This is a genomic window from Rhodonellum psychrophilum GCM71 = DSM 17998, from assembly GCF_000381545.1.
In the GTDB taxonomy this organism is placed as follows: domain Bacteria; phylum Bacteroidota; class Bacteroidia; order Cytophagales; family Cyclobacteriaceae; genus Rhodonellum; species Rhodonellum psychrophilum.
The window spans coordinates 276,939-292,029 of record NZ_KB906676.1; the positions used below are offsets into that span (position 1 = coordinate 276,939).

The 15,091-nt window shown below is 42.2% G+C and carries 14 protein-coding genes; 10 read left to right on the forward strand and 4 right to left on the reverse strand.

Features of this window, described 5'->3' with window-relative positions:
• The first annotated feature begins 142 nt into the window (after positions 1-142).
• From F824_RS0109145 to cysM, 4 genes are read left to right on the forward strand one after another with little or no spacing between them, the layout of a single operon-like run.
• Positions 143-430: an FtsB family cell division protein gene (locus tag F824_RS0109145; protein WP_019597581.1), complete on the forward strand. Its 288-nt coding sequence runs from the start codon at positions 143-145 to the stop codon at positions 428-430.
• On the forward strand, positions 411-971 hold the full coding sequence (locus F824_RS0109150) for a hypothetical protein (RefSeq protein ID WP_019597582.1): 561 nt from the start codon (positions 411-413) through the stop codon (positions 969-971). Before F824_RS0109145 ends, F824_RS0109150 begins: the two co-directional genes overlap by 20 nt.
• Positions 972-991: 20 nt before the next feature.
• Positions 992-1,834, forward strand: coding sequence for a serine O-acetyltransferase EpsC (gene epsC, locus F824_RS0109155; protein ID WP_019597583.1), 843 nt, complete (start codon positions 992-994; stop codon positions 1,832-1,834).
• Entirely contained in the window at positions 1,821-2,699 is an 879-nt protein-coding gene (cysM, locus tag F824_RS0109160; RefSeq protein WP_019597584.1) for a cysteine synthase CysM, read from the forward strand. The genes epsC and cysM overlap by 14 nt, the downstream gene beginning before the upstream one ends.
• A 66-nt stretch (positions 2,700-2,765) precedes the next feature.
• On the opposite strand, the gene F824_RS0109165 is transcribed toward cysM, so the two are convergent.
• From F824_RS0109165 to F824_RS0109185, 4 genes are all read right to left on the reverse strand, one after another.
• Positions 2,766-3,494: a DUF4397 domain-containing protein gene (locus F824_RS0109165; RefSeq protein WP_161629723.1), complete on the reverse strand. Its 729-nt coding sequence runs from the start codon at positions 3,492-3,494 to the stop codon at positions 2,766-2,768.
• 356 nt (positions 3,495-3,850) lie between these two features.
• A complete protein-coding gene (locus F824_RS0109170; RefSeq protein ID WP_026333603.1) occupies positions 3,851-5,221 on the reverse strand; it encodes a Gfo/Idh/MocA family protein in 1,371 nt (456 codons plus the stop codon).
• Positions 5,222-5,477: 256 nt separating this feature from the next.
• Entirely contained in the window at positions 5,478-6,548 is a 1,071-nt protein-coding gene (locus tag F824_RS0109180; RefSeq protein ID WP_019597589.1) for an Ldh family oxidoreductase, read from the reverse strand.
• A 46-nt stretch (positions 6,549-6,594) separates the two neighbouring features.
• Positions 6,595-7,563, reverse strand: coding sequence for a Ppx/GppA phosphatase family protein (locus F824_RS0109185; RefSeq protein WP_019597590.1), 969 nt, complete (start codon positions 7,561-7,563; stop codon positions 6,595-6,597).
• Between the two features lie 169 nt (positions 7,564-7,732).
• On the opposite strand from F824_RS0109185, the gene F824_RS0109190 reads away from it, so the two are divergent.
• From F824_RS0109190 to F824_RS0109215, 6 genes are all read left to right on the forward strand, one after another.
• Entirely contained in the window at positions 7,733-9,316 is a 1,584-nt protein-coding gene (locus tag F824_RS0109190; protein WP_019597591.1) for an acyl-CoA carboxylase subunit beta, read from the forward strand.
• A 170-nt stretch (positions 9,317-9,486) separates the two neighbouring features.
• The gene (locus F824_RS0109195) at positions 9,487-10,554 is read left to right on the forward strand and encodes a M20/M25/M40 family metallo-hydrolase (RefSeq protein WP_019597592.1); all 1,068 of its coding nucleotides are present in this window, start codon (positions 9,487-9,489) and stop codon (positions 10,552-10,554) included.
• 14 nt (positions 10,555-10,568) lie between these two features.
• Positions 10,569-11,387 carry an ABC transporter substrate-binding protein gene (locus F824_RS0109200; protein WP_019597593.1) on the forward strand — a complete coding sequence of 273 codons (819 nt, stop codon included), beginning with the start codon at positions 10,569-10,571 and terminating at the stop codon, positions 11,385-11,387.
• Positions 11,388-11,969: 582 nt separating this feature from the next.
• A complete protein-coding gene (locus tag F824_RS0109205; RefSeq protein ID WP_019597594.1) occupies positions 11,970-13,313 on the forward strand; it encodes a Gfo/Idh/MocA family protein in 1,344 nt (447 codons plus the stop codon).
• A 1-nt stretch (position 13,314) separates the two neighbouring features.
• Positions 13,315-14,082 carry a 3-keto-disaccharide hydrolase gene (locus F824_RS0109210; protein WP_019597595.1) on the forward strand — a complete coding sequence of 256 codons (768 nt, stop codon included), beginning with the start codon at positions 13,315-13,317 and terminating at the stop codon, positions 14,080-14,082.
• Entirely contained in the window at positions 14,079-14,684 is a 606-nt protein-coding gene (locus F824_RS0109215) for a 3-keto-disaccharide hydrolase (protein ID WP_019597596.1), read from the forward strand. Before F824_RS0109210 ends, F824_RS0109215 begins: the two co-directional genes overlap by 4 nt.
• The last annotated feature ends 407 nt before the right edge of the window (positions 14,685-15,091 follow it).

A 15,091-nucleotide genomic window follows, 5' to 3' on the forward strand; every position in this document is an offset into this window, starting at 1 on the left:
AAATTTAGATAAAATGAGCTAAATGAGGATGGTAGGGGAAAGGGCGTTATAAAGGTAGGGTTATCAGATCCTCCAAAAACTGTCTTGTTTTGCGCGATCTCATTTCAATTTTCTATATTTGTTTAAATTATCTACCAATCCCATGGGCAAGTTTTTAAAATACTCCAAGAACTTTTATTTTGTTTTTACGCTACTGTTCATATTGTGGATGCTATTTATTGATTCCAATGACTTTGTCAGTCAGTTTAGATTGGGGTCAAAATTGAGCGAGTTGAAAAAGCAGAAAGAATTCTACCAAGATAAAAAGGAAGTCATCAAAGCGGACAGAGAGGAGCTGATGAGTAACAATGATCTTTTGGAGAAATTTGCACGAGAAAGGTATTTGATGAAAAGGAAAACCGAAGATTTGTATGTCATTGTCAAAGAATAAAGGATTTTTAAATATTGTATTTGTAGGAATGTTTTTTTTGTTTGGGATCAGTGAAGGATTCTCTCAAAGAGAATATGACCCAGAAATGAAGCCTCCGATAAAGGACAGGTTGTACTATGGCGGAAATTTTGCCGCACAATTCGGGACCATTACCTTTATTGATGTTTCTCCACTGGTGGGAATAATGCTCACTGAAAAATTCTCAGGAGGGGTGGGCATGACCTACCAATACTTCAATAATAAAAGATTTCCAGGGGGGGATAGTAATCTTTATGGTGGAAGGACTTTTTTGAGATACAATGTTTTTCCCAATATTTTTGCCCATACGGAATATGAAGCCCTGAATTTTGATCTTTACAATAATAGGACGGAGGTTTTTGAAAGGCAGTGGGTCCCTTCTTTATTTGTAGGGGCGGGATATTTTGCCCCTTTTGGGAATAGAGGTGGTGCAAATTTCACCTTCCTCTACAATCTTCTTTACGATAACCAAAGATCTCCATACAATGAACCTTATGTCATAAGGGTGGGTTTTGTGTTGTAATTTCCCCTTTATTTGTAATCATGAAAACCCTTGTCGATAAAATTTTCAAATCTCATCAGGAATGTTCAAAATGTCCATCTCCCAAATTGATTCATGATTTTTTCGAGGAACTTCTGGGAGTGCTTTTCCCAGAATATGCTGTGGAAATTTTGCATGAAAAAACGCAAATTGAGTCCAGATTGGAGGACCTTAAAGACAGATTTTCAACTATCTTGACCAATAACCCTCATCTTCACAGAGGAGAGGGACAAAAATTGGCAGAAACCTTTTTTTACGATCTTGGTCAGGTTTATGATTTGATCCATCAGGATGTGGATGCGATGTTTGCAGGAGATCCGGCGGCAAAATCACGCACTGAAATACTCAGGAGTTACCCGGGCTTTTATTCCATAGCAGCTTACAGAATAGCCAATCTCCTTTTCAAAGCCGGAATCTTCATGATCCCAAGAATGATCACGGAATTTGCCCATGGCAGGACGGGCATTGACATTCATCCTGGTGCCAATATAGGAAACCACTTTTGTATCGATCATGGGACGGGTGTGGTGATCGGGGAAACTACGCGCATTGGCAATCACGTTAAAATTTACCAAGGTGTCACCCTTGGAGCGCTCAGTGTAAACAAAGAAGATGCTGATAAAAAAAGACATCCCACGATAGAAGATAATGTTGTGATCTATGCAGGGGCTACCATTCTTGGGGGGGAAACCATTATTGGAAAAGGATCTGTTGTGGGTGGAAATGTATGGCTGACCAAGAGCATTCCCCCAAACAGCAAGATCTATTACCAAACCAAAATGTATGTGGATGGAACGGATTCAACGGATATGTACATTTTAAAAACCGGAAATGAAATTATTTGAACTCATAGGCAACACGCCATTGGTGGAGTTGATCCAAATCCCAGTCAAGCCCAAAGTCTCTATTTTTTGCAAACTTGAAGGACAAAATCCAGCGGGCAGCGTAAAAGACCGTGCAGCCTACAACATGATCAGTAAAGCCCTTGAAAGAGGAGATGTGAAAAAAGGAGATCAGTTGGTTGAGGCAACCAGCGGAAACACAGGCATCGCTTTGGCTATGGTGGCAAATATATTGGGCGTGAAAATGACCTTGATCATGCCTGATAATTCTACCAAAGAGAGAGTGATTTCGATGGAGGCTTATGGTGCCAAGGTCATTCTGACCCCAGCAGCGAAAACCATTGAATATTCCCGGGAATTGGCCGAAGAGATGGCCGAAAATGAAGGGTATTTTATGCTTAACCAATTTTCCAACCCTGACAATTATCTGGCACATTATTCGACTACAGGGCCGGAAATATGGAAAGATACGGCAGGGAAAATCACACATTTTATTTCGGCGATGGGTACTACCGGTACCATTATGGGGGTCTCAAAATTCCTGAAAGAACAAAATCCCGATATCCAAATTGTGGGAACCCAGCCCACCAATGGGTCAAATATCCCAGGAATCAGAAGATGGTCGCCCGAGTTTTTGCCAAAGATTTTTGACCCGACAAGAGTGGATAGAATCGTAGACGTCAGTGAGCTCGAGGCTACCATGATGACCAGAAGAATGGCGAAAGAAGAAGGAATTCTTGCTGGTATGAGCAGTGGTGGAGCTTTGTTCGCTGCGCTAAAAATAGCAGAAGAGCTGGAGTCGGGCTTGATTGTATGTATTACCTGTGACAGGGGAGACCGATATTTGAGCTCCGATTTATTTGGATAAAAAAATAAACCCCAAAAAACCAAGCAGTCTTCTGGGGTTTGATTTTTTCAGGGACAACAAGATCCCCTAGAATTGAATGAAATTGGTGAGCAGTTGGAGACTGAGTTGTTTGTCACCACTTGCCTGGCTTTTTTGTCCTCGAAGAACCAGGGTATAAACTCTTTTTCCCTTGATTTCCACATCATTGGCACTTACCAATATTTCATTGGTAATTTTTGATTTGACGGTGATGTCCAGAATACCTTTTTCGAAATTCACAAAATCACTCGCGTTTAAGAAATCCGATGTATCTCCAAAAGGTCCTGCTGTTCCAGAAATCTCGACCTCAATATCCGCGGCATCGGGAGAAAGGTGGACAAATCTGATTTTTGCATTGTTTGCGGTGGGGGTTTCCCAATCATCCTCCAAAACCAATGTTTTCAGGTTGCTCGACAAATCAGAGATGAAAATGGAATAAGTTTTATCCGCTTCGAATGTGATTTCAGAATCCAATAAACTGTTTACTGCATTTGGGGGAGTGAACCTGAAATTCCTTTTTCCTAGAAAAAATGGTTGATAGGGTAATGTTTCATTGTAATTCAAGGGATTGTTGTTGATTTTTCTGCCATCAACGAAAATATCCAATCCAGGTGCATCTGGAGAACCATGGTAAAAGGATACATAAGCAGCGGGAGGAAGTGGATTGTCATCATCATCATTCAGGCAAGCGGTCAAGAGGGTGGAAATTCCCAATACAAAAAGCAAGGAAAAGAACTTCCAGGTTTTGGCGCGCATCATTTTTTGCAATGGCTTCATTGTTTGGTTGAATTTGGCGTGGATCATTTTTTTATGTAATAACCTTATGGTACCATAACGTATCAAAATGCATAAATGCTACAGCAGGAGATGCTGTTTAACCCGAAATATTCAATAGACTTTTTAGGGGTTCTGAAACTGCAAGAAAATCAGACTATTGGGAGACTAATTTCTGACAACATTAGGATGAAGTTAGAAAAAATAAACAATATATTGATTATCAGGTAGATACGTCCTTGGATTGAGTTCGTAGTGGATGTCAAGGGTTAAAAAATATTAATGTGTACGAACATAAGGTAGGGAATTCAATCTAAAAAAAAGCAGCCCTTGATATGGGCTGCTTCCTGCATTTATGATCATACTTTATTGGGTTCTGGATGTATCCAAGGGCTTCTATAAGGCCTTCGCAACAAAGCGGTTGCTTCCGGATCACCGGGAATTTCCATTTTCACGGGGTCATAGATCAGTGGCCTCCCCAGTTCCATGGAAATATTGGCGAGAATACAAGAAGCGGATGAAATATGACCTTCCAAGATATCTGCTACAGGCTTTTCTCCGGATTCCATGGACTGGATTAGGTTTTGAAATTGCCTTCTGGTCGCAGGAGCAGCTTGGAGTTCAATTCGGTCCTCTTTCAAATCTTCGGGATATTCTTCTTTTTCATACAGAGCATCCCAGTGGATCTTTTCCCCATCTCCGTAAGGCGTGAAATCTGCACGCATCGGACTTCCTGCCAGCATCCCTTTTTCGCCAAAAATCTTGAATGCCCAAGGATAGTCAGGATCTACAGGATTGCCCCAGCTTCTGTGTTGCCATACCACATTCATTTCATTGTATTCAAAAAGGGCGGTTTGGGTATCTGAAATATTGGATTTCCCTTCTTTTTGGACATAAATTCCGCCAGTGGAGCTGATTTTGTTCGGCCAACCCAGGTCCAGCATCCAGCGGACACAGTCAAACATGTGCACGCACATATCTCCCATGATGCCATTTCCATATTCCATAAAAGTTCTCCACCAGCGGGTATGCGGGATTCCATCGTATGGCCGCAATGGTGCCGGACCTGTCCAGAGCTCATAATCCAAAAAATCCGGTACAGGTTGCTCAGGGGGATTTCCATTGGCCTTCATGTGATAATAACAGCATATTTCCACATGTGAGATTTTGCCCAGCATTCCTCCTTCGATCACATTCTTTTTGGTTTCTATCAAATGGGGGGTGCTTCTTCGCTGAACACCCACCTGTACTTTTTTATTGTATTTTCTTGCAGCAGCGACTACCGCTTCTCCTTCAATGACATCAACAGATATTGGCTTTTGAAGATACACATGCGCTCCAGATTGGATGGCGGCGATGGCTTGTAACGCATGCCAATGATCGGGTGTCCCGATAACCACAATATCCAATTTGTGATTGGCGAGCAATTCTCTGTAATCCTTATAAAGCTTTGGCGTTTTTCCTGATTTTTGTCGTTTTGAGACCATTTCTCCGGCTTCCTTCAAAAGATTGCTGTCTACGTCGCAAAGCGCTTCCACTTCAACATCTGAAATTTGTATCAGTCGAAACAAGTCGCTTTTGCCGTACCAGCCTGTGCCAATTAAGGCTACGCGAAGGGGCTTTTCCGTCTTGATGAAATCCATGCTCATCATGCCCATACTGGCCAAGACAAGTGTGGCGGCGGAACTTCCTTTCAAAAATTGACGACGATTCAGGGATGTGGAATTCATAGGTTTTTGGGTTAATTTAGGCATGGATTTGAGATTACACCATTCAATTTACAAAAAGGTCAAAACCAAACAAATCGGATTTGATGGGTGGTTGAAAGAAATGGGATATTGCAAAGGTTTTATGCGTAAAAACGTTTTTATATTTCCCCCTTGATAAAGGGGGGGGATAAAAAATAAAGCTACTAAAGTCAAGAGCCAATGAATCCTACTGTATTCATTGGCCCTTGACTCCGTGAAAATTTTGATTGTTTTTTTGCTAAAACTCCACTCCGAATTTTTCTCCCAAAGCCCTTAAATCCTCCTCAACGGGTTTCAACAAAGGAATGCCAATCGATCTCCTTTCCGCTTCCAATTCCCTTTCAGGATCACCAGGGATCAGGACTTTTTCCTGGCCGGAAATGGTCTCTGCTTTTCTGAAGCGATTGATCCAGATGTCCATATTGGATTTGAATTCATCGGCTGGCCTAAAAGCATCTATGCGCATGGCACCAAAAAAATGACCAAGACCTTCACCTACAGGGTTGGGGTCAGGCTGAAGAAAAGCTACAAAAGGAGGAACCCAAGGCCCATAATTCGCGCCGGAGAGTACTGCCGAGAATATGTCCACTATGGCACCCAATGCATACCCTTTGTGCGAACCATGTTCCCGATCTCCGCCAAGGGGCAACAATGCCCCCCCATCCTTTACACCATCCGGACTGGTGGTAGGATTTCCGTTTTTATCCTGGATCCAGCCAAGAGGCGCTTCTTCACTTTTTCTTTTCAATATTTCCAGTTTGCCATTGGCGGCAGTGGTGGAGGCAAAGTCAGCGACGAATGGAGGTTGGGATTTTGCCGGAATCGCCACTGCTATGGGGTTGGTACCGAGCAATCTCTCCGTCGAAAACGTAGGGCTGACCAGAGGGCTGGCATTCGTCATGGAAATCCCGATCATGTCATGTTCCAATGCCATCATGGCATGCTGGCCGGCAATGCCATAATGGTTGGAGTTTTTTACCGAGACCCATCCTGTCCCTGCTATTTTTGCTTTGTCAATGGCCACCTGCATGGCAAAAGGGGCAACGACCAGGCCCAATCCGCCGTCACCGTCGACCACAGCAGTGCTTGGGGTTTCGTGTATGATTTTGATGGAAGGTGTGGCATTGATTCTATTGGCTTCCCACAACCTGACATAGCCGGAAAGACGCGCCACTCCATGGGAATCCACGCCGCGAAGGTCTGCAGAGAGCAATACCTTTGCAGCTGTTTCTGCTTCTTCTTCGGGGCAGCCGATTTTTATGAAAATGCTTTTGGTGAATTTGAATAATTGTTCGAAAGAGAATTTCATTCTATGATTAAAGTCAATGGATGAAAACCGGATTTTTCCCGGTCTTTTATTGGTTTTCCTTTAGGATAGTATTTTCCCAAAGGGAGTGTTTTTTGATCAGCTGGGCAATAACACCTTCTTTCAAGGCATAATTGGAGCAAATCAAAGTTTCTACAGGGACAAATCTCAGTATGTACGTGATCAGACAGCTTGCCACTACGATCATGTCCACACGCATGGGAATCATCCCGGGTATTTTAAGGCGGGCTTCTTTGTTTAGCGTAAGGAGTTTTTCTGCGATGATTTCAAACTCTTCCTTTGGCAACTGAAAGACGTTCTCACGGTTCGTTTTTGATTGGTGAAGCGCAGCGTAATACATATCCGAAAGTGTATCGAATGTGCCAGATGCACCTACAAAACCCGTGGGTTTGAATTTTGAAATGGCATAAACCAGATCAATCAGTTTTTCACCCAAAAAATCGGTGAGCTTTTCCACTTCTTCCGGGAGAATTGGGTCATGGTAATGAAACAGATCCAACATTCTTTGCCCCCCAATTTCAAAACTTTGTTTCCAAAAAGCTTCTTGATCGTTTCCAATGATGAATTCCACAGAGCCTCCTCCGATATCCATCATCAGATTGGTGTCTCCGTTGAGAGAGCCGCTGAATCGGATTCCTTCGTAAATCAAATGTGCTTCTTGCTCCCCGTCGATTACTTTCACATCAATGTCGATCAGCTCCTTTATTATTTGGACAAAATCCTGACCATTGTCTGCATTTCTTACAGCACTGGTAGCAAAGGCATATATTTCTTGGATACCCTCCCCGTCAATTAGATTTTTGAAATGTTGAAGGGTATGAATAGCCCTTTTTTGGGCATCAGGTGTGATAGTGTTTCGACTTATTCCCCCTTGACCAATTTTTACGGGTATCTTTTCCTTAAAAATTGTTTCAAAATTGTCCACAGACAAGTGCACCAATAACAGATGAAATGTATTGGTCCCCATGTCAATGATAGCTGTCTTTCTTATACCCATGACGGCTTGAAATTTAGTTGTGCGAATATAGAAAGTTTATTTAAAAAGGAAGATCAATAGATCACTAAAAATCAGCTTTCTATAAAAATGATATTAGGTTCATGAATAAATATTTCATCAATAATCATACCCTCCTTATATTTGAACAAAACCAAATAACTTTAGAATCATGGATAGCCAAATCAAAGGTGTTTATACGTTGCCAGGCAATAAGGATAAAATAGCGCTGCTCAATCAGAAAAATGAAGAAGCACTTCTTGGCGGAGGCGAAGCCAGAATAGCGGCGCAACATAAAAAGGGAAAGCTTACTGCAAGGGAACGTATCCATTTCCTTTTGGATGAAGGCAGTTTTCAGGAAATCGACAAATTTGTGATGCACCGTGCAAAGGATTTTGGATTGGACAAAGAACATTACTTGGGAGACGGGGTAATTACGGGATATGGAGAAATCAATGGCCGGTTGACCTATGTTTATTCTCAGGATTTTACCGTTTTTGGGGGTTCTCTTTCTGAAACACATGCCGAAAAAATATGCAAAATCATGGATATGGCCATGAAAAACGGAGCTCCTGTGATTGGTCTTAACGACTCCGGAGGAGCTCGAATACAAGAAGGCGTGGTTTCCTTGGGTGGCTATGCAGATATTTTTTATAGGAACACCTTGGCCTCCGGAGTGATTCCACAGCTTTCCGCCATAATGGGACCCTGTGCGGGAGGAGCTGTTTATTCACCAGCCATTACGGATTTCATCTTGATGGTCGAAAACACATCCTACATGTTTGTGACAGGGCCTAATGTCGTCAAAACCGTCACCCATGAAAATGTGACGGCAGAGGAACTCGGGGGCGCCAGTACCCATAGTTCTAAAAGCGGGGTGACCCATTTTGCCTGTGCCAATGAACTGGAATGTATCCAGCATATCAAGCAATTGCTGAGTTATGTACCTCAAAATTGTGAGGATACAGCTCCCGTTTATCCTTATGAAATGAAAGAGGATGAAAGCAGGATTTCATTGGATACGATTATTCCAGAAAACCCAAACCAACCGTACGACATCCGGGAAGTAATCACTGGGATTGTGGATGAGCAATCTTTCTTGGAAGTCCATAAAAATTTCGCGGACAATATTGTAGTTGGATTCGCAAGGATAGCCGGAAGAAGTATCGGAGTGGTTGGGAATCAGCCACAATCCATGGCCGGAGTCTTGGACAATGACGCCTCTGTCAAAGCGGCGAGGTTTGTCAGGTTTTGTGACTGCTTCAACGTCCCTTTGTTGGTATTGGTGGATGTGCCGGGTTTCCTTCCAGGGACGGATCAGGAATGGAATGGGATCATCACCAATGGAGCCAAATTACTATATGCGTTCTCTGAAGCTACTGTTCCAAGGATTACAGTAATCACCAGGAAAGCCTATGGAGGAGCCTATGATGTAATGAACTCCAAGCATATCGGAGCGGATTTGAACTTTGCCTGGCCAACTGCTGAAATAGCCGTGATGGGGGCAAAAGGGGCTGCAGAAATCATTTTCAAAAGGGAAATTGCGGAAGCAGTGGATCCTGAAGCTAAACTACAGGAGAAAGTAGAGGAATATACTTCCAAATTTGCCAATCCGTACCGCGCTGCACATAGAGGATTTATCGATGAAGTCATTTTGCCTTCCCAAACCCGTGAAAAACTAATCAGGGGATTCAAAATGCTCGAAAACAAGGTCGATAAGCTGCCGAGGAAGAAGCACGGGAATATCCCTTTATAATGCAGAAGTATTGTCTTTTGTTGGGCCTTGTACAGATTTGTTGAACGAAAAAGAAGTGTAGCGGTTAAACAGATAATACAATCAAAATTCAATTTTGGGAAAAGAATTAAGATTCAGCCTATAATCAGTCATGAATCGAATTCACCTACTTCCCATATTTATTCAAAACCATGACAGAAAACGAAGAGTTTTTATACACTTATCTAAACAATGCCTCCCCAACTGGATTTGAAGCTTCAGGGCAACAGATTTGGCTGGATTACATCAGACCTTTCGTGGATACCCATTTCACTGACAACTATGGCACTGCTGTTGGAGTGATCAATCCAGAGGCGGAATATAAAGTTGTCATCGAAGCCCATGCCGACGAGATCAGCTGGTTTGTCAATTACATCACCGCAGAAGGATATATCTATGTAAGGCGAAATGGGGGGTCGGATCACATGATCGCCCCATCCATGCGGGTCAATATCCATACGGCCGATAAAATTGTTTCAGGAGTATTTGGTTGGCCTGCCATCCATACCAGAAAAGAAGGAAAAGAGGAAACGCCCACCCTTGACAATATTTTTATAGATGTGGGGGCAAGGTCAAAAGACGAGGTGGAAAAAATGGGGATCCATGTAGGTTGCGTGGCAACATTCAAGGATGAGCTCATTGAGTTGAATCATAAATTTTATTCCGGCAGAGCCCTAGACAACAGGATTGGTGGCTATATGATCGCTCAAGTTGCCAAAAGGATTCATGAATCCGGCTTGAAACTTCCCTTTGGCTTGTATATCGTCAATGCTGTCCAAGAAGAAATAGGGCTTAGAGGTGCTCAAATGATTGCTGCTAAAATCAAACCCAATCTTGCTGTGATCACTGATGTTTGCCATGACACCACAGCTCCGATGTACAGTAAGGTTGCCAGTGGTGATCTTACCGCAGGAAAAGGACCGGTACTTACTTATGGCGCATCGGTCCACAAGAAATTACTGGATCTGATTGTCGATTCTGCCAATAAAAGGACAATAGGCTTTCAGCGGGCAGCGGCCTCAAAAAGTACAGGTACGGATACTGATGCTTTCGCTTATTCGAATGAGGGTGTGCCTTCCGCATTGATTTCCTTACCATTGAAGTACATGCATACCACTGTGGAAACCGCCAGCAAAGACGATATCGAAAATGTGATTGCATTGATCCTCGGATTTCTGGAAGACTTGGATCCTGGTTTTGACTTTAAATATATTTCCTAAAGCTTAAAACACCTTTGAAATCATCGGATTTCAAAGGTGTTTTTATTTCCAACCCCCAAAAGCCAATGTTCACGGATCAACTTAATCGAACCATTGTTTTGAAAGGAATTCCCGAAAGGATCATTTCTTTGGTTCCTTCTCAGACAGAATTGCTGGTGGATTTGGGTTTGGGGGATAGAATTGTAGGATTGACCAAGTTTTGTGTGCATCCCAAAAATTTTAAACGAACCAAAACCATCATTGGAGGGACCAAAAATTTTCATTTTGATAAAATTGATGGATTAAAACCCGATCTGATCATTGGCAATAAAGAAGAGAATTACCAAGAAGGAATAGATGCTTTAGCGGATAAGTATCCCGTTTGGATGAGTGATATCGCCAACCTTGAAGACGCCTTTGCCATGATGAGGGGAATAGGGGAGATTACGGGAACCCTGTCAAATGCGGAGAAGTTGGTGGCTGAAATTCAAAATGATTTCACTTTCAAAATTCCGCACAGGGGCTCAGTTTTATACTTTATCTGGAAGGATCCACTCATGGTCGCGGGAAAAGGCACGTTTATAGACGACATGCTGACCAAAGCCGGCTTCCAAAATCTAATGGAAGTTTCTCGATATCCTGTGGTGGGCTTGGAGGAAGTCAGGTCTTTGAAGCCTGATTTTCTTTTTCTGAGCTCTGAACCTTTTCCTTTTAAGGAAAAGCATATTGCAGAATTTAAAAAGTCAATTCCAACTGCTCAGGTATTTATTGTTGATGGGGAGATTTTTTCATGGTATGGTAGTCGATTGAAACACGCCGCTGGATATTTTAAAAAGATGCTTGCTGATTTTTAGAACTAAAGAGAAAAATAGAAGCCCAATAAACACCCTATGATCACTCATCCATGAATGTTTATTACCTTAAGTATCAATTTTTGGATTTTTTGGTGTCAAAAGAGGTAAGGATTCAGATGACGATTCCATCCAAGTCTGCGAGATTTCTAAAGGGAATGAATTATATGTTTTAATGAGAGGGGCTAAATTTGGATTAATCCCGTGTTGAGGATTGCCAATTCAACTCCATTTTGAAATTGGTTAATCATCAGTCTTTGTTTGCGTTTTTTGACTTCATCATATCGGTTATAAGCCTAATTCTACAAACAGTCTGATTTTCTTGTAGTTTCCATCCCCATTAGGAAGGCCAATGCATATTTCTGGTAAAAATCGTGTTGCTTACCGGTTTCTGCTTTGATATATTTTTGGGTCCGGTAAATAAAAGGGAATTATCATCGATGCGATCAAATGGCAAAATAGCAATGAAATACTTTTCGGGAGCCCGTTCATAAAAATATCAATCATAAGGGAATACTTTTTTAAAAAAATTAATTAACTTTTGGTTTCAATTTGAAAATGAAACTTACAAATCAACCTAATATCATGACCAACAACAGAAGGCTTTTTCTCAAAAAGCTGGGATTAACAGGAGCAGCTGCTGCAATTACCCCAATGGCTTTTGCTAATGAACCCAATATAAAATCATTTTTACAAAGGAACTCTGCATTTCAAGAGGGATCTCCCATCAAATTGGGATTGATCGGAGCGGGTATCATGGGGGTAGAAGACATGACGACTGCACTCAGACACCCGAATGTTGAAATTGTAGCTGTTTGCGACCTATACAAAGGAAGGCAAGAAGCAGCAAAGCAAAGATGGGGGGATCATCTGTTTTTGACAAGTGATTATAAGGAGTTGCTCAAGAGAAAAGACATTGACGCTGTTTTGATAGGTACTCCAGATCATTGGCACAAACAGATCAGTATAGATGCACTTGGCGCCGGAAAACATGTTTATTGTGAAAAGCCGATGGTCCATTCTGTAAAAGAAGGAGCGGAGGTGATCGAGGCATGGAAAAAATCCGGAAAAATAATGCAGATTGGTAGCCAGGGTGTATCCTCTTTGGGCAACGAAAAGGCAAAGGAGTTATTGGCTGCAGGGGCCATTGGAGACATTGTCTATGCGGAAGGGTTTTGGGCGCGTCATTCCCCCGAAGGAGCTTGGCAATACAATGTCCCGGCAGATGGAAATGAAAAGACAGTAGATTGGAAGAAATTCATTTCAAATACCACGGATAGGCCATGGGATCCCTTGAGATTTTTCAGGTGGAGAAATTATCTTGATTATGGCACAGGAATGTCTGGGGATTTATTTGTCCATTTGTTTTCCAGCCTTCATTTTATCACCAATTCACTCGGGCCAACCAAGATCTCCTCTATGGGAGGTTTGAGATATTGGAAGGATGGGAGAGAAGTCCCGGATGTCCTATTGGGTACTTTTGATTATCCAGAAAGTCCCCAACACCCGGGATTCAATCTTTCGTTGAGATGCAATTTTGTGGATGGTACCAGTGGAACTACATATCTTAGAATAGTGGGGACAAAAGGATCCATGGATGTGAAATGGGAAGAGGTGGTTGTGAAAATGAACAGCAATGCCGAAGATGATGATCCATTTTTGAAGGAGCAGGCGAAATTGAGGGGTGGAACTGAAGGGAGAGCCAAGATTTTACCGCCTAGGGAAACCACCTATGCCGCGGAAAAGAATTATAAAGGTGCGCACTACGATCACTTTGCCAACTTCTTCAATGCCATTCGAACAGGAGGCACTGTCGCAGAAGACCCGGTTTTTGGACTTCGGGCTGCAGCACCGGCATTGTTGTGTAACGACAGTTATTTCCAGAATAAATTTATCAATTGGGATCCAAAAAACATGAAGCTTATCTAATATGATGAAAACTAAAATAGTTACCGGGGTGGTGATCTTTGCTTTGTTGTCTGCCTGCGGAGCAGAAAAAACGAACGAAACCACCGAGGTAGAAGGAATGGAGGCGGTTGAGGTCCTTCCAGACAATTCCCTGTCTGAGGAAGAAAAAGGGGAAGGCTGGATGCTTTTGTTTGATGGTGAAAGCACCGATGGGTGGAGGTCTTATAATGGAGATTCCTTTCCCGAAGGCTGGATTGTCGAAGAGGGAGCATTAAAAGGTTTGGGAAAAGGTGGAGATATTGGAGGTGATATTGTTTTCGCGCCAGTCGAATTTTCCGAGTTCGAATTGATCTTTGAATGGAAAATCGGTTCGGGTGGAAATAGTGGCGTTTTTTACCATGTGGTAGAGGGGCCAGATTTTAAGGCTCCCTATTATACAGGACCGGAGTACCAAGTCATCGATCAATTGGGGTTTCCCGAGCCGTTGGAAGCTTGGCAATCCATCGGTGCCGATTATGGAATGTATGACCCGGATTATGAAGGAGTCGTTAAACCTGCTGGGGAATGGAACATTTCGAAAATCATTTCCTCAGAAAAAGGATCAAGTTATTGGCTTAATGGGAAAAAAACCGTTGAATTTATACCCTATTCAGAAGATTGGAATGCCCGAAGGAACAGTGGCAAATGGGATGATTTCCCTGAATATGCCAAATCCAAGAGCGGCATGATCTCCCTTCAGGATCACGGAAGTGCAGTATGGTTTAAAAATATGAAAATTAGAAACTTATGAAATCGATTTTAAAGAGTGCTTTGACAGTCTTCGGGCTTTTGTTGTTTATTTCTTGTGATACCAATAAGGAGATTTCCTTATTCAACGGAAAGGACCTTTCGGGCTGGGAGATATATGGTACAGAAAAATGGTACGTGGAGGATGGTCTTTTGATTTCCGAAAGTGGTCCTGATAAAGAATATGGGTATTTGGGAACCAAAGATCATTATAAGAATTTTGAATTAAATCTTGAATTCAAACAAGAGGCGGACGGAAACAGTGGCGTATTCATTAGATCGACTGTGGATGGCACTAAAGTCTCGGGATGGCAGGTAGAAGTGGCGCCTCCAAAACATGATACCGGTGGGATCTATGAGTCTTACGGAAGAGGATGGTTGATCAAGCCAGATCCGGAAAAAGATAAAGCCCTGAAATATGGTGATTGGAATAAAATGAAGATTGTTGTCATGGGAGATAGAGTGACCACTTATCTTAACGGCACGGAAATGGTGGATTATACCGATGAGAAAATAGGCCAAGGCGAAGGAGGAATTTTACTTCAAATCCATGACGGAGGCGGAATCAAGGTTTACTGGAGAAATATAGTTTTAAAACCTCTTTAAGGGTTTTCCCGGATATTCTCATACAAGATGCTTTTTAGGGTCTTTTTTAGAAAAAGTGTAGGCTTTTTTTAAAAAAGACTCTTTTTTTTTTCCATCCTTCATAAATAAATTTGAAGTAATAAATTGACCCTTAAAAACAGGCTGTATTTTTTTCACTGATTATCAGTGGTGTTGTAATTAGAGACCATGTTTTTTCAGGAAAAGGTTTTGGACAATAGATTTTCTTTTGCACCTTTGCAATCCCAAAAGAGGGGAAGTGTTCAGAACGGTAAAACGGGAAGAAAAATATTTAAAATTAAATCTTGCGAGGAAAGACAAATTGTTTACCTTTGCAACCCGCTTGAAAAGGAAGAGTGGAAAAGATTGGGGATGGAGACATCACAAGCCCGGAAAAGTCCGGGATAAGT